This window comes from Comamonas testosteroni ATCC 11996 (assembly GCF_000241525.1).
Classification (GTDB): domain Bacteria; phylum Pseudomonadota; class Gammaproteobacteria; order Burkholderiales; family Burkholderiaceae_C; genus Comamonas; species Comamonas testosteroni.
In genome coordinates this window covers 78,738-101,327 of the sequence record NZ_AHIL01000033.1, presented here as the reverse complement: position 1 = coordinate 101,327, position 22,590 = coordinate 78,738, and the positions used below count along the sequence as shown (strand labels likewise).

General features: G+C 60.3%; 21 protein-coding genes. All 21 read right to left on the bottom strand.

Translation table 11 applies throughout. The features are described 5' to 3' along the window. Positions 1 to 100: 100 nt before the first annotated feature. Positions 101 to 805 carry a protein TolQ gene (tolQ, locus tag CTATCC11996_RS15125; RefSeq protein WP_003077681.1) on the bottom strand — a complete coding sequence of 235 codons (705 nt, stop codon included), beginning with the start codon at positions 803 to 805 and terminating at the stop codon, positions 101 to 103. Continuing rightward, positions 802 to 1,236 carry a tol-pal system-associated acyl-CoA thioesterase gene (gene ybgC, locus CTATCC11996_RS15120; RefSeq protein WP_034349281.1) on the bottom strand — a complete coding sequence of 145 codons (435 nt, stop codon included), beginning with the start codon at positions 1,234 to 1,236 and terminating at the stop codon, positions 802 to 804. Before ybgC ends, tolQ begins: the two co-directional genes overlap by 4 nt. 52 nt (positions 1,237 to 1,288) lie before the next feature. After that, the gene (locus tag CTATCC11996_RS15115) at positions 1,289 to 2,482 is read right to left on the bottom strand and encodes a pyridoxal phosphate-dependent aminotransferase (protein WP_003077677.1); all 1,194 of its coding nucleotides are present in this window, start codon (positions 2,480 to 2,482) and stop codon (positions 1,289 to 1,291) included. Positions 2,483 to 2,688: 206 nt separating this feature from the next. Then, positions 2,689 to 3,225 carry a transcription antitermination factor NusB gene (gene nusB / locus CTATCC11996_RS15110; RefSeq protein ID WP_003077675.1) on the bottom strand — a complete coding sequence of 179 codons (537 nt, stop codon included), beginning with the start codon at positions 3,223 to 3,225 and terminating at the stop codon, positions 2,689 to 2,691. After that, positions 3,218 to 3,691 carry a 6,7-dimethyl-8-ribityllumazine synthase gene (gene ribH / locus CTATCC11996_RS15105; protein ID WP_003063913.1) on the bottom strand — a complete coding sequence of 158 codons (474 nt, stop codon included), beginning with the start codon at positions 3,689 to 3,691 and terminating at the stop codon, positions 3,218 to 3,220. The genes nusB and ribH overlap by 8 nt, the downstream gene beginning before the upstream one ends. A gap of 15 nt (positions 3,692 to 3,706) precedes the next feature. Further along, positions 3,707 to 4,828: a bifunctional 3,4-dihydroxy-2-butanone-4-phosphate synthase/GTP cyclohydrolase II gene (gene ribBA, locus CTATCC11996_RS15100; protein WP_003077673.1), complete on the bottom strand. Its 1,122-nt coding sequence runs from the start codon at positions 4,826 to 4,828 to the stop codon at positions 3,707 to 3,709. A gap of 360 nt (positions 4,829 to 5,188) precedes the next feature. Then, complete coding sequence (locus CTATCC11996_RS15095; protein ID WP_003077671.1) at positions 5,189 to 5,494, bottom strand: 2Fe-2S iron-sulfur cluster-binding protein; 306 nt, start codon at positions 5,492 to 5,494, stop codon at positions 5,189 to 5,191. A gap of 578 nt (positions 5,495 to 6,072) precedes the next feature. After that, the gene (locus CTATCC11996_RS15090) at positions 6,073 to 7,494 is read right to left on the bottom strand and encodes an amidohydrolase family protein (RefSeq protein WP_003077668.1); all 1,422 of its coding nucleotides are present in this window, start codon (positions 7,492 to 7,494) and stop codon (positions 6,073 to 6,075) included. A gap of 7 nt (positions 7,495 to 7,501) precedes the next feature. Then, the gene (locus tag CTATCC11996_RS15085; protein ID WP_003077666.1) at positions 7,502 to 8,617 is read right to left on the bottom strand and encodes a BMP family ABC transporter substrate-binding protein; all 1,116 of its coding nucleotides are present in this window, start codon (positions 8,615 to 8,617) and stop codon (positions 7,502 to 7,504) included. A 49-nt stretch (positions 8,618 to 8,666) separates the two neighbouring features. Then, positions 8,667 to 9,599, bottom strand: coding sequence for an ABC transporter permease (locus CTATCC11996_RS15080; RefSeq protein ID WP_003077664.1), 933 nt, complete (start codon positions 9,597 to 9,599; stop codon positions 8,667 to 8,669). A gap of 2 nt (positions 9,600 to 9,601) precedes the next feature. Next, a complete protein-coding gene (locus CTATCC11996_RS15075; protein WP_080569882.1) occupies positions 9,602 to 10,633 on the bottom strand; it encodes an ABC transporter permease in 1,032 nt (343 codons plus the stop codon). Between the two features lie 25 nt (positions 10,634 to 10,658). Next, the gene (locus tag CTATCC11996_RS15070; protein WP_003077660.1) at positions 10,659 to 12,272 is read right to left on the bottom strand and encodes an ABC transporter ATP-binding protein; all 1,614 of its coding nucleotides are present in this window, start codon (positions 12,270 to 12,272) and stop codon (positions 10,659 to 10,661) included. 1 nt (position 12,273) lies between these two features. Continuing rightward, complete coding sequence (locus CTATCC11996_RS15065) at positions 12,274 to 13,665, bottom strand: nucleobase:cation symporter-2 family protein (RefSeq protein ID WP_034349261.1); 1,392 nt, start codon at positions 13,663 to 13,665, stop codon at positions 12,274 to 12,276. Positions 13,666 to 13,749: 84 nt separating this feature from the next. Continuing rightward, positions 13,750 to 15,147, bottom strand: coding sequence for a UbiD family decarboxylase (locus CTATCC11996_RS15060; protein ID WP_034349260.1), 1,398 nt, complete (start codon positions 15,145 to 15,147; stop codon positions 13,750 to 13,752). Between the two features lie 99 nt (positions 15,148 to 15,246). Then, positions 15,247 to 16,194, bottom strand: a complete 948-nt coding sequence (locus CTATCC11996_RS15055) for an amidohydrolase family protein (RefSeq protein ID WP_003077654.1) — start codon at positions 16,192 to 16,194, stop codon at positions 15,247 to 15,249. Between the two features lie 20 nt (positions 16,195 to 16,214). Beyond that, a complete protein-coding gene (locus CTATCC11996_RS15050) occupies positions 16,215 to 17,150 on the bottom strand; it encodes an amidohydrolase family protein (protein ID WP_003077653.1) in 936 nt (311 codons plus the stop codon). Positions 17,151 to 17,184: 34 nt separating this feature from the next. Further along, complete coding sequence (locus CTATCC11996_RS15045) at positions 17,185 to 18,297, bottom strand: CobW family GTP-binding protein (RefSeq protein WP_003077652.1); 1,113 nt, start codon at positions 18,295 to 18,297, stop codon at positions 17,185 to 17,187. Then, positions 18,294 to 20,588 (bottom strand): xanthine dehydrogenase family protein molybdopterin-binding subunit, encoded by a 2,295-nt coding sequence (locus CTATCC11996_RS15040; RefSeq protein WP_003077650.1) that lies wholly within the window; start codon positions 20,586 to 20,588, stop codon positions 18,294 to 18,296. The genes CTATCC11996_RS15045 and CTATCC11996_RS15040 overlap by 4 nt, the downstream gene beginning before the upstream one ends. Further along, positions 20,585 to 21,073 (bottom strand): (2Fe-2S)-binding protein, encoded by a 489-nt coding sequence (locus CTATCC11996_RS15035; RefSeq protein ID WP_003077648.1) that lies wholly within the window; start codon positions 21,071 to 21,073, stop codon positions 20,585 to 20,587. The genes CTATCC11996_RS15040 and CTATCC11996_RS15035 overlap by 4 nt, the downstream gene beginning before the upstream one ends. Next, positions 21,070 to 21,939, bottom strand: a complete 870-nt coding sequence (locus CTATCC11996_RS15030; protein ID WP_003077646.1) for an FAD binding domain-containing protein — start codon at positions 21,937 to 21,939, stop codon at positions 21,070 to 21,072. Before CTATCC11996_RS15030 ends, CTATCC11996_RS15035 begins: the two co-directional genes overlap by 4 nt. A gap of 16 nt (positions 21,940 to 21,955) precedes the next feature. Then, positions 21,956 to 22,564 carry a UbiX family flavin prenyltransferase gene (locus tag CTATCC11996_RS15025; RefSeq protein ID WP_003077644.1) on the bottom strand — a complete coding sequence of 203 codons (609 nt, stop codon included), beginning with the start codon at positions 22,562 to 22,564 and terminating at the stop codon, positions 21,956 to 21,958. Positions 22,565 to 22,590 lie beyond the last annotated feature (26 nt).

Below are 22,590 nucleotides of genomic sequence, written 5' to 3'. Positions count from 1 at the left end.
TGCTTGTGCAAGTTTCAATCCAGAGGCGCAGTGCAAAGGCCCGCAGGCCTTGTGCCCTGCCAAGGCCAGAGGCCTGAAGCGACTCGGGAACAGTTTCATCTCAATGGCCGGAGGCAGAGCCGCTGGCGGTGGAGCCGACATTGCGCTGCAAGATATTGGAGAACTCTTCGATGAAGGTTTCTTCCTGGCTGGCGATGCGGTCGATGTGGTGGGCGTAGCGGTTATAGGCCGTCACGGCGGGGATGGCCGCAAACAGACCCATGGCGGTGGCCACCAGCGCCTCGGCAATGCCGGGGGCCACGGTGGCCAGCGTGATCTGCTCCATGTTGGCAAAGCCGGTGAAGGCGTGCATCACGCCCCATACGGTGCCGAACAGGCCGACGTAGGGCGAGACCGAGGCCACCGTGCCCAGGAAGGACAGGCCGGATTCGATCTCGTCGAGTTCGCGCTGAAAGCTCGCGCGCATGGCTCGGCGTGTGCCGTCCATCAGCGTGGCGACATCGCCGATGCGGCGCTCGCGCAGCTTCTGGTATTCACGCATGCCGCTGGCAAAGATGCGCTCCATGGGGCCGCCGGTCTTGGCGTTCTGCGCGGCAGAGGCGTAGAGGTCGTTGAGACTGGTGCCCGACCAGAAGTCCTGCTCGAAGTTGTCGTTGAGCGAGCGCACGCGCTTCAAGGTCTGGGCCTTGCGAAAAATGGTGGCCCAGCTCGCTATGGATGCGATCACCAGGATCAGCATGACCAGTTGCACCACCCAGCTGGCCTGCATGATGAGGCTGAGGATGGACATGTCTTGGGAGTTCATGAAAGTTGCTCCAGGATATGGTTCGGAATTCTCGCGGGGCGCATGGTCGTGCCATCCACCCACCCAATTCGGATGGAGCCCGTGCACAGTGGCGTGGGCTCTTGGGCTTGACTGTTGGAATGGACCAGCAGCGCCTGCTGCTCGATTGTGAGCGAAGCGCGGCCGGCACTTTTCAAGCTAGCGGTAACAAAGAGTTGGTCATCGAGTCGCGCCGGGTGCAGATATTCAAGCTGCGCAGACGTTACGACAAAGATGCCGCCGGTTTGTTCCCGCAGCTTTTGCTGGGCGATGCCCAGCGAGCGCAACCACTCGGTGCGGGCACGCTCGAAGAACTTCAGGTAGTTGGCATAGAACACGACGCCGCCGGCATCGGTGTCTTCCCAGTAAACGCGCATCGGGAATGTGAACACCCCGGCTGCGGCGGCTTGCATGGCATCGGTCCCGTCAGGCAATGGCGCTGGTTGGCTCTGCATCATCACGGATTCAGCACAAGAGCTTTTTCATGCGAGCAATCGCTTCCTGCAACTGCTCCATGGAGTTGGCGGTGGAAAAGCGCACATAGTTTGCCGTCTCGGCCTGACCGAAGTCGCGGCCGGGGGTGATGGCCAGGTGAGCCTGGTTCATCAGCGCATAGGCAAAGTCCCAGCTGCCCTTGACGCCGAGCTTTTCGGCAGCGGCGCGGCAGTCGGCCCAGGCGTAGAAGGCGCCGTCGGGCTTGACGGGCACGGGCATGCCGATCGATTCGAGAGCCGGGATGAAGTAGTCGCGGCGGGCCTTGAACTCGGCGCGGCGGCGTTCGTATTCGGCAATGCTTTCAGGCTCGAAGCAGGCCAGGGCCGCATATTGCGACACAGTGCTGGCGCAGATGAACAGATGCTGGGCCAGCATCTCGATGGGCGCGACCAGCGATTCGGGCACCACCATCCAGCCCAGGCGCCAGCCCGTCATGTTGAAGTATTTGCTGAAGCTGTTGATGGAGATGATGTCGTCGCCAAGAGTCAGGGCCGATTGGCCGAAGGCTTCGTCGTAGGACAGGCCCAGATAGATTTCGTCGACGATGGTCAACCCGCCTTTGGCGCGCACGACTTCGTGGATGCGGCGCAGCTCATCGGGCGCAATCGAGGTGCCCGTGGGGTTGGACGGCGAGGCCAGCATCACGCCGCGCGTGCGCTCACCCCAGGCCGCTTCGACCTTGGCTGCGCTGAGCTGAAAGCGCTCCGCCGCCGAGGAGGGGATCAGCACCGGCTTGCCCTCGGCTGCTGAGACAAAGTGGCGGTTGCAGGGGTAGCTGGGGTCGGGCATCAGCACCTCGTCGCCCTCGTCGATCAGTGCCAGGCAGGCCAGCTGCAGTGCAGCCGAGGCGCCGGCCGTGATGATGATGCGGCGCGCCGGCACGTCCACGCCGAAGCGGCTGGCGTACCAGGCGCTGATGCGCTCGCGCAGCTCGGGCAGGCCAGGTGCCTGGGTGTACTGGGTGCGACCGCCGCGGATGGCGCGTTCAGCGGCTTGCTGCACCAGAGGCGGGGCGCTGAAGTCCGGCTCGCCAATGTTCAGATAGATCATGGGCGTGCCGCTGGCGCTGGATTGGCGGGCCACTTCCTGCGCGTGCTTGGCCATTTCCATGACGTAGAACGGCTCGATGCGCTGGGCGCGGCGGGAAAGCTCGATGGCGGACATGGACGACGTTATTCTTTCAATCAATCAGCGTTCGGGAGCAGTCGGGCAACTGCGCAGCAAGTGGTGCAGCAGCTTTGCGCCCATAAAAAAACTGCAACCAGCCAGCCGGTGCACGATAGCACCTGCGGCCCTGTTGCAGTATTTGCATTGACTATGCATGTGGCGCCAGCAGGGCCGCGCAGGCACGGCGCTGCAGCTCAAACGGTTCAGCTGGCAGACTTGCTCGCGCGGTCATGCGCCACTTCGGTGGCGCGCATCTCGGGAGCCAGTCCGTTGAGCACGGCGTTGACATACTTGTGACCGTCGGTGCCGCCGAATTCCTTGGCCAGCTCGATGCACTCGTTGAGCACCACGCGCCAGGGCACGTCGGGGCAGTTCTGGAATTCATATACGCCAATCCACATGCAGGCATGTTCGATGGGCGAGATCTCGGTCAGGCCGCGATCGAGCTTGGGCGTGATCAGTGCATCCAGTGCTGCCTCGTTTTCCACGCAGCCGCGCAGCAGTGCGTCGTAGTGCACCACGTCGGCCTTGTGAAAGCCGGCCAGATCGCGCGTGAAGCGGTCGATGTCAAGCACCGCATTGCGGCCCACGATGTGCTGATACAGACCTTGCAGTGCGAATTCGCGTGCGCGGCTGCGGTTGGACTTGGAGCCCGCCTTGCGTGCGCCGGTGCTGGTCAGGCCGGTGCGCTTTTGGGGAGGGCGGCGCGAGCCGGACTCGCTGGATTGTTCTTCACTCATGATCGTCGTAGGAGTTGAGCAGATTGGCCATTTCCACGGCGACCTGGGCTGCGTCGCGGCCCTTGTCTACCTGGCGGGCAATGGCTTGCTCCATGTTTTCAGTGGTGATGATCGCGTTGGCGATCGGCAGTCGGTAGTCCAGGGACAGGCGTGTCACGCCTGCGCCCGATTCGTTGGCTACCAGCTCGAAGTGGTATGTCTCCCCACGGATGATGCAGCCCAGCGCCACCAGGGCGTCGTACTGATCGGTGTCGGCCAGTGTCTGAAGCGCCACGGGCACTTCGAGTGCGCCGGGGACTGTGACATGGTCGATGTTCTCGCTCTTCACACCCAGTGCCAGCAGCTCGTCGCGGCAGGAGGCAAACAGGGTGTTGGTAATGCTTTCGTTGAAGCGTGCCTGCACGATGCCGATCTTCAGCTCGGCGCCGTTGAGGTTCTGGCCTTGGCCTTTTTCTGCGTTTTGCATCTGGTGTTCCGTCTCTTATTCTTTGGGGATGTAACCCGTGATTTCCAGGCCGTAGCCTGCCATGCTGGGCATGCGGCGGGGCTGGCCCATGAGGTGCATCTTGCTCACGCCCAGCTCGCGCAGGATTTGAGCGCCCACGCCATAGGTGCGCAGGTCCATGCGGCCGCGCTCGGGTGCCTGGGCCGAACGGGCCTTGCCTTCGAACTGGGTCAGCAGCTGCTCGCCGGACTCGCTGCAGTTGAGCAGCACGGCCACGCCCTGGCCATTGCCGTTGATGTACTTGAGGCTCTCGTCCAGGCACCAGGAATGCTGGTTGCGGCCGATTTCAAGCGCATCGAGCACCGACAGCGGCTCGTGCACGCGCACGGGCACGGTGGTGTCGGGCTGCCATTCGCCCTTGACCAGTGCCAGGTGCACGGAGCCACTGGGCACGTCGCGGAAGGCGTGGGCGATGAATTCGCCATGGGCCGTCTGCATGGGACGGCTGCCCACTTTCTGCAGCAGCGATTCGTTGCGGCTGCGGTATTCGATGAGGTCGGCAATCGTGCCGATCTTGATGCCATGCTCGGCGCAGAACAGCTGCAGATCGGGCAGGCGGGCCATGGTGCCGTCGTCCTTCATGATCTCGCAGATCACGGCCGAGGGCGTGCAGCCTGCCAGCGCGGCCAGGTCGCAACCAGCCTCGGTATGGCCGGCGCGCATGAGCACGCCGCCGTCCACGGCCTGCAGCGGGAAGATATGGCCGGGTTGCACCAGGTCGCTGGGCTGGCTGTTCTTGTTCACGGCCACCTGGATGGTGCGCGCGCGGTCGGCGGCCGAGATGCCGGTGGTCACGCCTTCGGCGGCTTCGATGGAGATCGTGAAGGCCGTGCTGTACACGGTGCCGTTGCGCGCGGCCATGGGCGGCAGCTTGAGGAATTCGCAGCGCTCGCGGGTCAGCGTCAGGCAGATCAGGCCACGGCCGAAGCGGGCCATGAAGTTGATGGCCTCCGCTGTGACATGGTCGGACGCCAGAACCAGATCGCCTTCGTTCTCGCGGTCCTCTTCGTCAACGAGAACGACCATGCGGCCGGCACGCATTTCCGCCACGATTTCTTCGACGGGCGAGATGGGCACGGGTTGGAGGGAGCTGTTCATGGAATGCCTTCTTGGACGTGAACTGGATGCGATGCACTGCAGTCGGCGGCTGGCGCATGACACGCACCAGTGAGGCATTGCCGACGCCGCCACGGGCGCAGGCAGGACTTCCAAAGAACGTGTGAGGCGGGAAGCCGCCTGGGCGGAGCCGCTTTCTGCAGGACAGGGCCTTGCGGAAAGCGCTCATTCTATTGCAGAGCGAGCTTTGAGCGCGCGAGCCGACCCTGAAACCATGATGCAGTGCAAGAACTGGACGCAGCTCCAAGGCATGGCATCGAGCAAGAGCCGCCCCGCCGCATGGCCCGCTCCAGCCATGATGCCGTCCCCCTTGGGGCAAGCGGCAAGGCCGCTCAGAGGGGCTTACAAATACTCGTGATCCTTGAGCACCACATCGCTGTCGGGATAGGCGCAGCAGGGCAGCACATAGCCTTCGGCCTGTTCCTCGCTCGTCACGCCCGGCCACTCGATGTCGTAGTGCACGCTGCCCGATACCAGCTGTCCCATGCAGGTGCGGCAGGTGCCGTTGCGGCAGGAGCTGGGCCAGTTCACGCCGCCGCTCTCCAGCGAGTCCAGCAGCGACTGGTCGGCCCAGGCATCGACCTGCTGGCCGCTGGGCTCGCACTTGGCGATGAAGAAGGGAGGGGCAAATGCGGAGTCGTTGGACATGAGGCGCTGTGGAGATTCTTTGCAAAACCCGTTGTTGTAGCCGGTTTGCCAAGGCCGTGGGTCCGGTGCGGGTTGCCTGTTTTTTCAGCGCCTGGAAATGAGTCGTTTTAAATCAAGGACTTGCCCGACTTATTCATGGGGCTGGTGCAGTTGTTCACAAGGATGTCCAGCGTAGGACGGGATAAGTGGCTGTCTGTCGGAGGGGATCTGATCAAAAAACAGGCAGTTTGAAAAATCCCTGAAAAATCAAATGCTTGAAGCATTGCTGCAAAAGCTATTCAGGCTTGTCCACAGGCTTGTTGAGAAAAATTGGGGAAAAGCCTGGCGCTTGTATTTCGGGTAATGAAAGTCGTAGACCCAAGCTTGTTTGGATGATGTTGGTCCATGAAATTCACGTGAAGCACATTGCGGCAGTGTGCTTTGATGCTATGAAAATTGCTTTGTTGGAGCGCTTTTTCTTTTGGGTACGTGATTCCTCCTCGAATCTCCGTACCCCCTAAAAGCAGAGAATGCTTCAACGGGCGCTTCTGCTGCGGCTCTTCATAGGAGCGCCACCACTACGCCAGCACGAACTTGGCTCAGTTCTGCAGTACCAGCAATGCTTGGACTTCCGCCCTGGCCTGTATCCCGAGTCGCTCCAGATCAAGGCCTGTTGGTAAGTCATCTTCGAGGATGACCTTGCCAGCACACAGCACCCACTTGAGGTGGGGGCGCCCGCCGCTGGCGATGGGGCCGATGGCAGGGTCGTGCAGTCCAAAATATCGGGGGTCATCGAGTGCATATACGGCCAGATCAGCAGCCATACCCGCTGATAGATGGCCGACACCTTCAAAGCCGAGCATCTGCGCGCCGCTCTGGCTGGCCCAGTGGATGATTTGCTCCACGGTGGTGGCGTCGCCGCCTTCTTCGCCTAGCCCTTCGGGTCTGGCGCGGGAAAGCGCGCCAGCTTGGGCGCGGTGTAGCATCCACGCAAAATGCAGCTCGCTGATCATGTCTGCGGCTTCGTTGGAGGCCGCGCCATCGACGCCCATCGTAACGGGGGAGCCCATTTTGGCCAGCGCAGGTGCGGGCGCGATTCCGTCGGCTAGGCGGGCATTGCTTTGCGGACAGTGGGCAATGCCGGTACGGCTTTCTCCCAGCATCCTGATTTCCTCGGGGCTTAGGTGTACCAGGTGGGCCAGCCATACATCGGGCCCCAGCCACTCGTTGCGGGCAAGATATTCAATGGGTAGACAACCGAATTTTTCACGGCAATGCTCGATATAGGCCACGGACTCCGACATATGGCTGTGCAGTCGCAAGCCCATGGAACGCGCGGCTCTGGCCACTTCCTTGAGCTCCTGTTTTGGCAGCGAGACATGGACAGAGGTGGGTGCCATGGCCACTTTGCTCATGGCCATGGGGGTGGTCTGGTGGAAATACTTGGCCGTGGCTTGTACCGAGCTCAGCATCTGATCCAGTGTTTCGGTGGCCTGTAACAGCTTTTCATCGGCCTCCAGCTTGCGGGTGACGGTGGCACCGCCGCGCAGCAACATGAAGCGCATGCCCAGCGCGTGGGCTTCCTCGAAAAGAATGGCAGCAGCATCAAAGTCCTGTCCGGGCTGGAACAGGTAATGATGGTCGGCTACGGTGGTGCAGCCTGAGCGCAGCAGCTCCACCAGGCCAATGCGCACGGCTATGCGCAAACGCTTTTCATCAAAGCCGCGCCGGTAGCTGAAGGGCACAGCCTGCAGCCACGGGCTCAGCGTCAGATTGATGCCTGCAGGCACACCTTTGAGTAAAGACTGGAACAGGTGGTGGTGGGTATTGACCCAGCCGGGATAGATGACGCAATTGCTAGCATCGAGCTGCTCTTCGTCGGGCAGGGGCGGTAGCCCGTTGCCCATCTCGGTGATGACGCCGCTCTCTATGCGGATGTCGCGGGCAGAGCTTCTGGCCTTGCTTCCCGGCAGCCCCGTCATGATGGCTGCCGCATTGCGGATCAGAATGTTATTGTTCATGGGGCTCTCAGTTCTTGGGCATCAGGCCGTCCACGCCTTGGACCAGATAGTTCATGTTGGCCAGATCATCGGGCGAGATATGCTGGCCCGCTGGAACGCGTGTCGTGCCTTGCTGATCGACCAAAGGGCCGGTGAAAATCTGGCGCTGACCTGAAGCAATTTCCTTGGTGAGGGTTTCAACTTGGTTGCGCACCTCGGCAGGAATGGCTGAGTTCAGCGGTGCCAGCTTGATGATGCCGTCACTGAGGCTGCCCATGACGCTTTCGGGCTTCCATTTATCCGCCAGTACTTCGTTGACGACCTTGATGTAGAAGTTGCCCCAGTTTTGGGTAATAGAGGTGAGGTTGGTCGTGGGGCCGAACTTGGACATGTTCGAGTAGTAGCCCAGGGTGTAGACCTTTTTCTCTTCGCCTGTGGTGACGATGGAAACGCCCGAGGTGGCATAGGCAAGGGTGTCTGAGCCCAGCTTGATGAGGGCATTGGCGGCATCGCGCTCCTTGCCCGGGTCATACCAGGAATTTACCCAGATCAGGCGCAACTGAGCTTTGGGATTAGCGCTTTTCATGCCTAGTGCGAAAGCGTTCACGCCTTGCAGCACCTCGGGGATAGGGAAGGCGCCCACATAGCCGACCACATTGTTCTTGGTCATATGACCGGCGATCACACCTTCCAGATAACGGCCCTCATACCAGCGGGCGTTGTAGGTGCCGACATTGGTTGCTGTCTTGTAGCCGGTGCCGTTCATGAAGATGATTTTGGGAGCGGTGCGCGCCACCTTGAGCGTGGGCTCCATGAAGCCAAAGGAGGGCGTGAAGATTAGTTTGCAGCCGTCTTTCACAAAATTGCGTACAACGCGCTCTGCGTCTGGGCCTTCTGCTATGTTTTCTACGTATTTGGTGCTGATTTTGGCGCCGAGGGCAGCGACCAGTTCCTTGCGCGCCAGCTCATGCTGATAGGTCCAGCCGCTTTCTCCAATCGGGTTGGAATAGAGAAAACAGACTTTGAGTGGCTCGGCGGCAGAGGCGCTGCTCAGGCCCAGCATAAAGAGCGACGCTGCGCTGCATGCCGCAAGACAGGGAAATGCGGTCGATCGGTGCGTGTAGCGCACGTTGTTGCTGTTCATGGTCATGCCTCCTTGGTTTTAGTCGTAGGGAACGCGATGCTTTGAAACTTCAACTTTCCGGCTTGTAGCTCTGTCCCAGCGAGGCGGGAGAGTTCAGCTTGATCGTGGTCTTGTTGCGCGATATCAGCACCAACACGACGATGGTGGCGATATAGGGCAGTGCGGACAGCCATTGCGAAGGGAGCTCCAGCGCCAGGCCTGAGCCTTGGACAAACAGCTGGGAGACCAGCACGCCGCCGAACAGATAGGCGCCGACCAGAATGCGCAGGGGGCGCCAGGTGGCAAAAACCACCAGTGCCAGCGCAATCCAGCCCCGGCCTGCGACCATGCCGTCCGCCCACAGTGGCGTGTAGAACACGGACAGAAACGCTCCGCCCAGACCGGCCATGGCTCCGCCATAGAGCACTGCCATGTAGCGGATGGCGATCACCGGGTAGCCAATGGCGTGGGCCGCGGTGGGTGATTCTCCGACGGCGCGCAGCACCAGACCTCCACGGCTGCGATCCAGAAACCAGGCGGTTGCGGCTACCAGTACCCACGAACCGTAGACTAGCCAGTGCTGGTGAAACAATGCGGTGCCCAGAAACGGTATGTCCCCAAGTATGGGAATGGTGGGGACGGGCACGGCCGTCAGTGGCGCGGATTCATAGGACTTGCCCAAAAAGGCCGACAGACCCACTCCGAAGATGGCCAGGGCCAGCCCGCTGGCGACCTGGTTGGCCTGCATGGTCAGGCACAGATAGCCGAAGATTAGCGCCAGCGCTGCACCTGCGAGCATGCCCACTGCGGCCGCGGTCCAGGGGCCAGCTCCTGTAAAGGCAGCTGCAAAAGCAGCAACCGCGCCCACGGACATCATGCCTTCTGCGCCAAGGTTGAGCACACCAGAGCGTTCGACGATCAGCTCGCCCAGTGCGACGATGATCAGTGGTGTGCCTGCGACCAAGGTGGCCGCCAGGATGGAGGAAATCAGCGAGGTATCCATGGTCAGGTCCTTTGGAGACCGCCTTGCCAGCGCAGACGGTAAGCAATGAACAGATCCGAGGCCAGCAGGAAAAACAGCAGCATTCCCTGGAAAACCTTGGAGATGGAGGACGGCAGGTTCAGTTGTTGCTGGGCTTGCTCGCCGCCCAGAAAGAACAAGGCCATGATCAGGCTGCTGGCCAGAATACCCACGGGGTGCAGGCGTCCGACAAAGGCCACGATGATGGCGGCAAAGCCATAGCCGGCGGAGATTTGCGCCGTCAACTGGCCCATGGGACCTGAAGCCTCGGTCATCCCGGCCACGCCGGCCAGCGCCCCGCCAGCCAGTAGCCCGACCCAGATGGCCTGCTTTCCCGAAAAACCGGCATAGCGTGCGGCATCAGGTGCCTGACCACCGACGTGCATGCGAAAGCCCTGCATGCTCAATTGCAGAAACACATAGCCTGCCAGCAGTACAAACAACGCCAGAATGAAGCCAGCATGCAGGCGTGTACCTTCGATCAGCACAGGCAACAGCGCACTGTCGCCAAAGCTGCGGGTTTGGGGAAAGTTGTAGCCGTCAGGGTCCTTCCATGGGCCATAGATCAGCCAAGATGCCAGCAACTGGGCTACATAGACCAGCATCAGCGACACCAGGATCTCATTGGTGCCAAAGCGTGTGCGCAACCAGGCTGGGATGGCTGCCCACAGCGCGCCGCCACAGGCACCGGCCAGCACTATCGCGGGCATGGCCCAGAAAGCGCTTCGGTCGCCCACCATCAGCGCAATGCCGGTGGCAAACACGGCGCCAAGAATGAACTGACCTTCTGCGCCGATATTCCAGACTCCAGCACGAAAGCCGATGGCCAGCCCCATGCTGATCAGCATGAGCGGTGTGGCCTTGAGCAGCAGCTCGCTCAGGCCATACAGGTCACTGATGGGCTGAATGAAGAAGGCATGAATGCCTTGCAGCGGTTTTTGACCCAGCGCAGCAAAAAGCAGTGCTCCGCTGAGCACGGTAAGCAGCACGGCCAGCAGTGGCGAAAGCCAGCGCATGGAGCGCGAGGCTTCGGGACGTTTTTCAAGCTTGAGCCACACGGTAGACCTCTCTTTCTGTATGAAGAGTGGGCGGTACAGCATGGGGAAGGGAGGCACTCTCATGAGGCCACATTCCGCTCATCCACAGGCCTATGGTCTCGACATCGGTCTCGTCAATGGCAACCACGGGAGATAGGCGGCCATCAGCAATCACGGCGATGCGGTCGCAGATTTCGAATAGCTCATCCAGCTCTTCGGAGACCACCAGCAGGCTGGCGCCGCTGTTTCTCAGCTCAATCAGCGACTGGCGAATGAAAGCTGCTGCTCCCACATCCACGCCCCAGGTGGGCTGGGCCGCGATGAGTACTTGAGGCTTCTGCATCAGCTCCCTTCCCACGATGAACTTTTGCAGATTGCCGCCCGAGAGCGAGTTGGCAGGCGCTTGCGGTCCTGAGCATTTGACGTGAAAGCCCGCGATACAGTTCTGCGCAAGCTGGGTCACCGCATCTCTGCGAATCAGACCACGCTGCAGCAGGCCTTGGTCATAGGCAGTCAGCAAGGTGTTTTCGGCCAGGCTCATGGCTGGAACCGCTCCACGACCCAGACGTTCCTCCGGAATAAAGCCCAAGCCTTGTGTGCGGCGGCTGGCGCTGTTCAGGTGCGCGACTGGCTGGCCATTGAGATGAATCATGGCGGCATCGCGCGGCGGAAGCGGGTCTTCTCCTGATAGGGCAAACATCAGCTCCTGCTGGCCGTTGCCTGACACTCCGGCAATTCCCAGGATTTCGCCGGGCTTGAGGGTAAAGCTGATGTCCTGTAACGCAGTGCCAAAAGGATGGCTGGCAGCGCGGGACAGAGAATGGACCTGTAACCTGGCAGTGTCTGTCGTATTTGCCATGGGCTTGGGGCGCTGGCAGGGCACCAGCTCCTTGCCAATCATCATGCGGGCCATGGAGGCTGGTGTCTCCTGGGCCGGAATGCAATGGCTCGTCACGCGGCCGCTTCGCAAAACAGTAGCACTGTGGCAAAGCTCTTGAACTTCATCCAGCTTGTGGCTGATGTAGAGAATGCTGCAGCCTTCATCGGCCAGCTGGCGCAGGGTTTCAAATAGCTTGCGCACGGCCTGCGGCGTGAGTACCGAGGTCGGCTCATCCATGATGAGCAGCTTTGGATTTTGAAGCAGGCAGCGGATGATTTCCACGCGCTGGCGCTCGCCGACGGAGAGGGTGTGCACCAGCCGCAGCGGGTCTATGGGCAAGCCATAGCGCTGGCCGACCGCATGAATGCGCTGACACAGGTCAGCCAGGTCGGGGCGACCCGGCAAGGCGAGGGCCACGTTCTGCACAACGGTCAGTGTCTCGAACAGCTGAAAATGCTGAAACACCATGCCAATGCCCAGTGCGCGAGCCAGGCCGGGGCTGCCCATCTGCACGCGCTCGCTCTGCCAGTAGATCTCTCCGTCGGTTGGAGCCGTCACTCCGTAGATGATTTTCATCAGCGTGGATTTCCCCGCGCCGTTTTCGCCAAGGATGGCTTGAATTTCACCGGGTGCCACGACCAGGTCGATGCCATCATTGGCAACCACGGAGGAATAGACCTTGCGAATGCCTCGCAGCTCCAGCTGGGGTTTGCCTTGAGAAGGAATGAGGCTTGGCATATCAGGCCGCCTTTTCTAGAGCGTGAAGGGATTGCTCCTGGCTGGCGCTGGCGTTAAACAGAACGTTCAGCAGCACGGCGGTGAAGGTGCCCAGCAAAATACCGTTCTGGCAGAATTTGGCCAGCAGGTCTGGCAGGCGCATGAAGAAGCGGTCCGCGACCAGAGGAATCATGCCCATGGCCAGGCTGATGGCCACGATGTAGGCGTTCTTGCGGTTTTCGACAAAATCCACATGGCTGAGAATGCGCACGCCCGTGGCTGCCACCATGCCGAACATCACCATGGCTGCGCCGCCCAGAACATACTGGGGAATGGATGCGGCGATGAAAGACAGTTTGGGAAAGCTGCTGATCACGATCAGCATTACCCCGGCTGTTACGCAGACCCAGCGGCTGCGTACCCCGGTGACCTGCACCAGTCCGATGTTTTGCGCATAGGAGGTGTATGTGAACGTGTTGAAGATGCCACCCACGATGGCTCCAACACCATCGGCGCGGAGGCCGCGGGCGATATCGTCTTTCTCCAACGGACGCTCCACCACTTCTGAAAGGGCCAGGAATTGACCCACGCCCTCGATCATGATGACAACCATCACCACGCACAGCGTGACCGTGGTCATCACGTCAACGGTGGGAATGCCAAAGTGAAATGGCGTGATGATGCGTACCCACTGTGTGGATTGCATGCCCACGAAGTTGACCTGGCCTGATGCCAGCGTGATCAAAAAGCCAACGGCGATGCCGATCAGGACGGCAATGTTTGACAGAAAACCCTTGCACCAGGCGATGATGAAGAGAATCGTCATCAGCACAATGCCGGAGATGGCTATGTGCGAAGGAATGCCATAGGCTGGGTTGTTGATGGGGCCGTTGGGGCCGGGGATGGTGGGGTTTCCACCCGCTGCCCAGTTGATTCCCACGCGCATCAGCGAAATGCCAATGATCAGAACGACGGAGCCGGTGACCACGGGTGGAAACCAGCGCAGTAGACGGCTGACATAAGGAGCAACTAGTAGCGTGAATATGCCCGCTATGATGACTCCGCCAAAAACCGCTCTAAGACCCAGCCCTGGTGTGCTGCCTGCTGCAATAATAGGAGCGACTGCGGTGAAGGTCACTCCCATCATCATGGGCAGGCGTATGCCCACCTTGCCAATGCCCATGCTCTGGATGATAGTCACCAGCCCGCAGCAGAACAGGTCTGCTGCGATCAGGAATGCTGTGTCTTCCTTGGTGAGCTTGAGGGCGCTTCCAATGATGAGGGGAACGGCAATCGCCCCCGCATACATGACCAGCACATGCTGCAGTCCCAGTGCTGCTAGTTGGGGCAAAGGCAGTTTTTCATCGACCGGATGTACTGCGGGCGGACTATGGTTCGTGGTGCTCGTCGTCATGGTTTGTCTCCTGAACAGGTTTCGAGCGGTCTGGAAACACCTGGCTTTTTCAGCTCTGTGTGTCCCAGACGGTTTATGGCTGTCTCATGTTTCGTTGCGCAGGCTGGAGAGAATCAAGGGTTGAACACGCTGCATGGCTTCGGGGCTGATGCGTGCCCGCAAGCCGTCGAACCTGGGTCCCCGCGTGGCATCGATGCCAAGGCGTGAGGTGGTTCCATCGGCGGAAGAGGACGGGTCCAGCGGGCTGCCGGGTAGTCCGTCCACCATGAACAGATCTTGGTGCGGCTGGAAATGCGTTGCCATGGCCCAGAGCACTTCTTCATCGCGGGTGATGTCCACATCCTCGTCAACGGCAAACACTGTCTTCAGATATGGGTCCCAGCCCAGCAGGCCCAGCATGACCTGGCGTGCTTCTCCGGGGCGTGATTGCTTGAGCGCGATATAGGCGTGGAAGTGCGTTCCGGAATTGGGGTAGTGCACCGCAGTGACGCCGGGAAAGCGCTCCTTGAGCTTTTCCACCATCTCGGACTCTCTGGGGATACGGCCCAGATTCAGGTGCTCGGCCGAATTGCCTCCCACCACATCGAGCAGCCAGGCATCGCTGCGCTGCATCAGGGCCTCGACCTTGAAGACGTTGTTGGTGGATCGGTCCGAGGAGTAGCCGGTGAACTCGCCGAAAGGCCCTTCTTCGGCGCGCATGCTGGGGTCAATCACGCCTTCAAGAACGAACTCCGCATGGGCAGGCACGGAAATGCCGTACTTTGGAGTTTTGACGACTTGCAGCGGAGCACCGATCAGCCCTCCCGCCACGTGGCGCTCATCGATGCCATAAGGCAGGCGTGCAGCCGCGGCCAGCATGAACAGCGGATGTGCACCGATGACCATGGCCACTGGCAGGGGTTTGCCTTGGGTTTCGGCGGCCCGCAACATGCGCCACAGGTGACCGCGCGAGTGCAGGCTGGTGGCGATCTCCGTGTCTGAGTGAACCATGGAGCGGTGATAGCTCACATTACTTATGCCATCGAACTCGGAAATCAGAATGGAGTTGGTGATGTAGGGGCCGCGATCACTGGCGAAATGCTTGATGGTTGGGATGTCGGTATGCAGATTGATCTGGCTGCTCTTGATTTGCTGCAGGACTTTGCCGTCCTGAATCAACTGCGGCTGCAGCAGGTTTCTGCTGCGAGCTTGGTATTCGGCGTGTAGGCCTGCTGCGCCCACTCCGCCCAGCATGCGGCCCACGCGTTCACGTGAGGCAAACAGATTGGTAATTAATGGGCGCTGCAGGTCGTCAATCTGGTTGAAGCGTAGCAAGGGGTGAAGACCTTGAGCGGCGAGGGACCAGACGATGGCAGTGACATCCTGGTCACGACCGGCGGGGTGGTCGATGGACAGAACATCCTCCGGCCAGCTGTCGGCATAGGCTGCATAGAAGTCGTGCAAATCCTGACCGGTGTCCATCATTGTTGTTCTGGCATTCATCGAGTGCCTCCTCGGCAAAGCGAAACGGGGAGCCAGTGATTGCTGGCACTTTCTCTGTATGGGGTGCCCACCGCCCGTAGGCGATGGGCGAGAGCCGCACTACTTGGCTGCGGCGAAGGTCATGGCTTCTTTTCTTTCGACGCCTGCGTAGGTGTCTTTCAGACGGGCCTTTGCGTCTTCCTGGCTTTTTGGCGGAGGTGTGGTTTCAATGCCCACCAGACGTGCAATGTTGTTGCCCAGGTAGTCTTCCAGCGTGTCCTCGTCGAGGTCGATTCCGTGCGGTGCGGGGCGGCACAGCATTTCCAGCTCGCGAAGCCACATGCCGGGCTCGTTGGGAGGGCTGTCCGTGCCGAACACCAGCTTGTTGCGCGGCAGTTCCTTGGCAAACTCGGCAATGCGCGCCTGGAAGCACCAGCCGGATTCGACATAGACATTGGGAGTGTCCATGGCCATCCAGAAGGTCTCGAACGAATAGTTGCCACCGGTCTGAATGCCAAAGTGCGCGATCACGAAGTTCACCATGGGGAACTCGCGAATGATCGGGTAGAACATCGTGGGAATGGTGAACGGGCCGTCACCGGTGTGGATCAGCACAACGATGTTGTACTTGGCGCAGACCTTCATCGCCGGGCGCAGCCATTCCAGCGCGCGATCAGGCCGGTAGCCATGCATATTGGCGTGCAGCTTGATCATCTTGAAGCCATAGGCCAGATGGTGGTACTCGATTTCGGCAGCACCGTTTTCGGGACCCCAGCGGGGGTTGTAGGTGAAGTTGCCGATGAAACGGTCAGGGTACTTCTGAGTGAGCTCGGCAATGTAAGACATATAGTCACGGATGCCGTCACGGCCGCGGCGGTTGCCATCACGGTAGCCGGTATTACCGGGTGGGGGCTGGATGAAGCCCATGTCGATGCGGCGCGGCTTGCCGTTGATCATGTAGGGACCATCCATGAGCTTGAGCATGCGCTCGCCATTGAAGGGCGTACCTGTGTGGCGCCACGCCTCGTCCACCAGATTGGTGGGGTGCAGGTGAGTGTCGATAATCATTTTGTGTCTCCGGGCTTGAATCAGTACAGTTCGATCACGGGCTGGCGCTCGGCCTTGTGGCCCAGCATCTGCTCAGCCTCTTCAAAGGTGCGAGGGGCTGGCGTGGGTTCGATGCCGATCATTCGGGCGATGTTGTTGCCCAGGTAGTCCTCTAACGTTTCCTCGTCGAGGTTCATGCCCTGTGGGGGGTTGGTACACAGCACTTCCAGCAGGCGCAGCCACATGCCGGGCTCGTTGGGTGGGGTGTCGGTGCCAAAAATGATCTTGTGCTTGGGCAGTACCTTGGCAAACTCCACAATGCGCGACTGCAGGCACCAGCCGGATTCGCAATAGACATTGGGCAGATCCATGGCGGCTTGAAAAGGCTCAAAGCAATAGACACCGCCGGTCTGCACGCCGAAGTGGGCCATGATGAAGTTCACATTGGGGAACTCCTGAATCATGGGAATCCATTCGGAGGGGATGCTGTAGGGGCCGTCGCCCGTATGCAGCTTTACCGGCACACCCAGCTCGGCGCATTTTTCGAAAGCCGGGCGCACCCAGTCCAACGCGCGGTCGGGCCGGTAGGCATGCATATTGGCCTGCATCTGAACCATCTTGAAGCCATGCTCCTTGACATAGCGCTCTATGGCTTCGACGCCGTTCTTGACGCCGCAGCGAGGGTTGTAGACAAAGCAGCCAATGAAGCGGTCGGGATGCTCCTGCACGCATTTGAGTGTGTAAGCCATGTAATCGTCGATGGACTCGCGGCCCGACTTCTCACCGTCGCTCCATGTGTAGATGGTGTTGCCCTGGGGCGGCTGAATGAAGGCCTTGTCGATACGGCGGGGTTTGCCATTGACGTAGTAGGGGCCATCCATGGTTTTGAGCAGCCGGTCCACGGTATAGGGTTTGCCGTCGTGCCACCAAGCCAGGTCAACCTGGTCGGTGGGGTAGCAGCTGATGTCGATGATCATGTGTCTCTCCTTCTGTGATGACGGTTGAAGCGCTTCAGGCGGCTTCCTGAGCCTCGATGGAAACCAGGTGGCGAGTGAGTGCGCTTCGCAGCTGCGAGGCATTGAGATGGCGACCAATGAAGACCAGCTTGCTGCCGGGTGCTTCATCCCACCAGGGCAGGGCGGGCTTGAGTTCGAGCAGGCGGTGAACCCCTTGCAGCACATGGCGGCGGTCATCGCCTTGCACATGCAAAATTCCTTTGACGCGGTAGATGTCGTCGCCGTGTTCGCTCAGCAGTGCATTCAGCGTGGGCATCAGGGCATCGATATCGAAGGGCCGGTCAAAGGTGAACGACACAGAGTTCACGGACGGGTCGTGCGTGTGAGCATGGTCAGCGGACTGGCTAATGGCCGGCAGATGATCGTGTTCCTGGTGCGTGCAATGCTCGTCGCAGAGATGGGCGCCGATAGGGCCGCCAATGGCTGGCTTGTGCAGAAAGTCGGGGTCTGTCATGGACAGGGCATCGGACTCATATGTCTGCAATCCCAGAATCTGGGATAGGTCCACTTGGGCCTGCACAGTGCGCATCACAGGCGCAATGCTGTTGAGTGTGCGGATGCGGCGCTCCAGCTCCTTGAGCTCGGACTCTCCGACCAGATCGGACTTGTTCAGCAGGATTCGGTCTGCAACCACAATTTGCGTGACGGCCTGGTTGTCATACTCGGCCAAGGCTGGATCGTCCAGGTGAGGCTGGACGTGTACGGCATCTACCAGAGTTACGATGCCGTCCAGCATCACTTTCTTGGCCACGTCGTTGTCCATGAAGAAGGTGGCGGCCACGGGCGAGGGGTCCGCCAGTCCGCTGGTCTCCACCAGGATGTGGTCAAACTGGTCCTTGCGCTCGAGCAGCTTCTGCAGAATCTGCACCAGATCGTTGCGCACATCGACCACGCAGCAGATGCATCCATTGGCGACCTGGAAGATTTCCTCTTCGGAGGCCATCACCAGATCGGAGTCCACATCTATTTCGCCGAACTCGTTTTCGATCACAGCGATGCGGTGACCATGCTTTTCCGTGAGGATGTGATTGAGCAGCGTCGTCTTGCCTGCCCCCAGAAAGCCAGTGAGTATGGTGACGGGAATGGGGCGTTGAGAGGTCGAGGTCATGTGTAAGCTCCTTCTGTGACACGGTGGCTTTGCGCAGTCCGGGCTTTGAGCGCTTGCAGCACTTGCTCGGGACGGATGGGGTAGTGACGAAAGCGCACGCCGATGGCGTCATACACGGCGTTCACGATGGCCGGACCGATGGCGATGATGGGGTCCTCGCCCACGCCTTTGGCGCCATACGGCCCGCCTGGATCGGGCGCGGTCTCCAGCAGCACGGTGCGTATCTGAGGCATGTCCATGGACAGCGGCATCTTGTAGTCGACAAAGTTGGCATTCAGTGAGCGCCCGGTACTCATGTCGATCTGGTAGTCCTCGTAAAGCGTGTGACCTATGCCCTGCTGTATGCCGCCTTCGATCTGGCCGGCAGCCGCAATCGGATGGATAACCTTGCCAATTTCATGCACGGGTACAACCTGCAGTACCGTGATCTGGCCGGTTTCGGTGTCTACGCTGACCTCGGCAAAGTGGGCCGCGAAGGAATAGGCCTTGGTCGGGTGGTAGGTGGCTGTGCCCACCAGTTGCGCAGCCGGAATGCCTTTGCGCGCTGCGACGGCATCACGCACGCTCATGCTTTTGCCATCGGGGCCACATATCACGCCTTGTGACACCTGGAGGTTGGAGGCAGCAGTGTCAAGATAGCCTGCAGCGCGCTCCAGCAGTTGCTCTTTGACCTTCGCTGCCGCCATCTGGGCTGCTCGCCCACCCATATAGGTTGTGTGGCTGGCAAATGCGCCAATGTCCCAGGGAACGACGTCGGTGTCTCCATGCATGACGCTGACGGCTTCAAAGCACAGTCCCAGCTCCTGGGCCACGATTTGTGCCAGCGCCGTATGAGCGCCTGTGCCCAGACCGGCGGTGCCCGTCAGCAGTACTACCGTGCCGTCTTCATTCATCTTGACGATGGCATTGCCTTGCTCCTTGATGCCGGGGTAGGCGCTGCTGCCATGCATTTCGCAGCCCATGCCCCAGCCTCGGCGTACCGGGCCCTCTTTCGGACTTGAGCCACGCGGCCAGTGCACCTCTTCCATGCCGCGGCGTATGCAGTCGGGCAAGCCGTGGCCTACGATGGGGTGGCCCGAAGGGGCCAGATCGCCCTGGCTGACGGCATTCATCAGCTTGAGCTCTGCCGGGTTCATGCCCAAGACCTGCGCCGCTTCATCAAGCTGCAGGTCCAGCGCAAAATAGGTCTGAACGACGCCATAGCCGCGAAACGCGCCAGCGATGGGGCTATTGGTATAGACGCACAACCCTTCCAGGTCCACGTTCTCGCAGCGGTACAGCGATGTCAGGGATGCTGTGCCCACGTTGGTCACGCCCGGGCCATGTGAGCCGTAGGCACCTGAGTTGAAGACCACGCGGGCCTGGCGCGCGGTGATGCTGCCGTCCTTGCGAAAACCCTGTTTGAGCCAGATCTTGAAGGGGTGTCGGGTGCGGCCTCCGAGGAAGGTTTCTTCCCGCGAGAACTCCATGCGCACAGGACGGCGCGTCTGTTTGGCTAGCAGTGCGCAGAGAAACTCGCTCTGGAACAAGTCCTGCTTGGCGCCGAAACCACCGCCCATATGGTCAACCAGCACGCGCACCTTGTGCAGCGGCAGGCCCAGCACTTCGGCCATGATGCCGCGCACCATGAAAGCCGTCTGCGTGGAGATCCAGACCGTGAGATTGCCGTTGCCATCCCACTGGCACATGCAGGCGTTGGGCTCCATATAGGCGGGAGTAGGGCGGCCGCCTTCATACTCGCCTTCGAGGACAAAGTCGGCTTCCTCAAAGCCTTTGACGATATCCCCGCGCTGTACCCGAACCGGTGGCAGCACCAGGTTGCCACCAGGCTCTCGGTCGTGAATGAGTTGGGAGGCCGGTGCGGCCAGAGCTTCTTCGGTGGTGAAAAAAGCCGGAAGTAGCTCATATTCGATATCAATGAGATCAAGAGCCTGCTCTGCAATTTCTTCGCTTGTTGCCGCGACCACAGCAACACTTTCGCCCCAGTACCTGACCTTGCTGTCCAGAATGTACTGATCGCAGGTGACCGATGCAGAGCGTGGGTGTGGTGAGCCTGCGTGCAGTACGCGGGGTACGTTCTCATGGGTCAGAACGGCTTTCACTCCCGGCAGGGCCAGAGCCCGGCTGGTGTCGATCTTCACGATGCGGGCATGGGCGACATTGCTGCGCTTGGTCCTGGCATACAGCAGGCCGGGCAGATGCATGTCAGCCACATATTTGGCGTCGCCTGTGACCTTGGCCAGCAAGTCGTTGCGCTTGACGCTGGTTCCGATGATGGATTTTTGGCTCATGATGCGCTGGCCTCCTGTGCGACGGGGGCGGCTGCAGCAATGGCGTCCAGAATTTTGGTGTATCCCGTGCAGCGACAGATGTTGCCGGCGATGGCAAAGCGGATGTCTTCGGTGCTGGGGCAGGGGTTCTCGTCCAGCAAGGCTTTGGCTGCGACCAGAATGCCGGGTGTGCAGAAGCCGCATTGCGCCGCGCCGCATTGCATAAAGCATTCCTGCAAGGGATGAAGCTTGCCGTCTGCACCTTGCAGACCTTCAACGGTGGTGATTTCGGCTCCCTGGGCTTCTGCAGCCAGAATCAGGCAGGCGTTGGCAGGGCGGCCATTGAACAAGATGGTGCAGGAGCCACATTCGCCCACATCGCAGCCTTTTTTGGTGCCTGTGAGGCCCATCTCGGTGCGCAGCGCGTCCAGCAGACTGCGGTTGGGTGCGACATCGAAGTCCAGCAGGTCTCCATTGACCGTGCAGGAAACATTGAGCTTGTTCATTGTTGTGCCTCCTTGATGGCTTGTGTCAGTGAGCGAGCAGTCAGCACGCGCACCATGTCCCGGCGGTAGCCAGCGCTGGCGCGCACATCGCTGATGGGCGTCGCTGCAGTAGCTGCCGCCAGACTTGCTGCTGCGATATCCTGTTCATCAGGTATGCGCCCCTTGAGCAGAGCCTCTGCGGCCGCAGCCCGCAAAGGCGTGGGCCCCACTGCGGCAAGAACAATGGATATGGAATCCACTTTTCCTGCGGCGTTGAGCGTCACGCTGACCGCCACGCCGACGGTGGCCAACTCCATCTGGCTGCGCCGGCCATGCTTGATGTAGACCTTGCCGGTGCGCGGAGCAGGGGCGGGAAGTTGGATATGGGTGACGATTTCGTCGGTCGCCAAAGTGGTGCGCCCCCTGCCTTGCAGAAAATCTTCTACCCGGCATTGGCGCTGCCCTTGCGTGCCGTAGATGTGCAGCACGGCACCGTCGGCAATCAGCGGCGGCAGGCTGTCTGCCGAAGGCGAGGCACGGCAGACATTGCCCACCAGCGTGGCGCGGTTGCGGACCTGGATGGAGGCGAAGTCTGTGCAGGCCTTGGCCAGACTGGCGTAATGCTTGAGTGCGATGTCCGAGGTCTCGATCTGTCGGGTGGTCACCAGTGCGCCCAGGCACAGACCGCCTTCCCAAGTGAAACTGAAGTCATCCAGGCCCGGAATCTTCTTGATGTTGACCACATGCGACGGTGCTCGCACATGCTCTTTCATCATCACCAGCAAATCCGTACCTCCGGCCATCAGGCTGGCAGTGCCTGCGCAGCTTTGCAGCAGTTCTGCGGTCTCCTGCAGGCTGGTGGGTTCTGCATACTCAAAGAACTTCATGCTTGTGACTCCTGTTTCATGAGACTTCGCTGCGGCGGATGGCTGAAAGCCCTTGCCAGCGCTTGACGGTGTTCACTTCGATGTCGAAAAGATCCAGGACACGGCCCAGCGAGTGGTCCACCATCTCGTCGAGATTGGCTGGGCGGGTGTAGAAAGCGGGCACCGGCGGGGTGACGATGGCGCCCATTTCCGTCACGGCCAGCATGTTTTTGAGGTGGGTGAGTGTCAGCGGCGTCTCTCTTGCCATCAGCACCAGGCGGCGGCGCTCCTTGAGCATCACGTCGGCAGCGCGAGAAATCAGCGTGGAGCCAATGCCGTTGGCAATCTCGGCCAGCGTCTTCATCGAGCAAGGTGCAATCACCATGCCCAGTGATTTGCAGGAGCCGCTGGCAACGCAGGCGCCGATGTCCTCGTTCTTGTGAACCTGTGCCGCCAATGCAGTGACCTGAGACAGCTTGAGATCGGTTTCCGCGCCCATGGTGATTAGCGCGGCGCGGCTCAGGATCAGGTGCACATCAATGTCCGTACCCTGCAAAAGCTGTAGTAGCCTGTAGCCATAGATGAATCCGGATGCTCCGGAGATGGCCACGATCAGACGCTGACGGTTGACCTGCTGCATCTTCATGAAACTCTCCCAGACATATGAAAGCC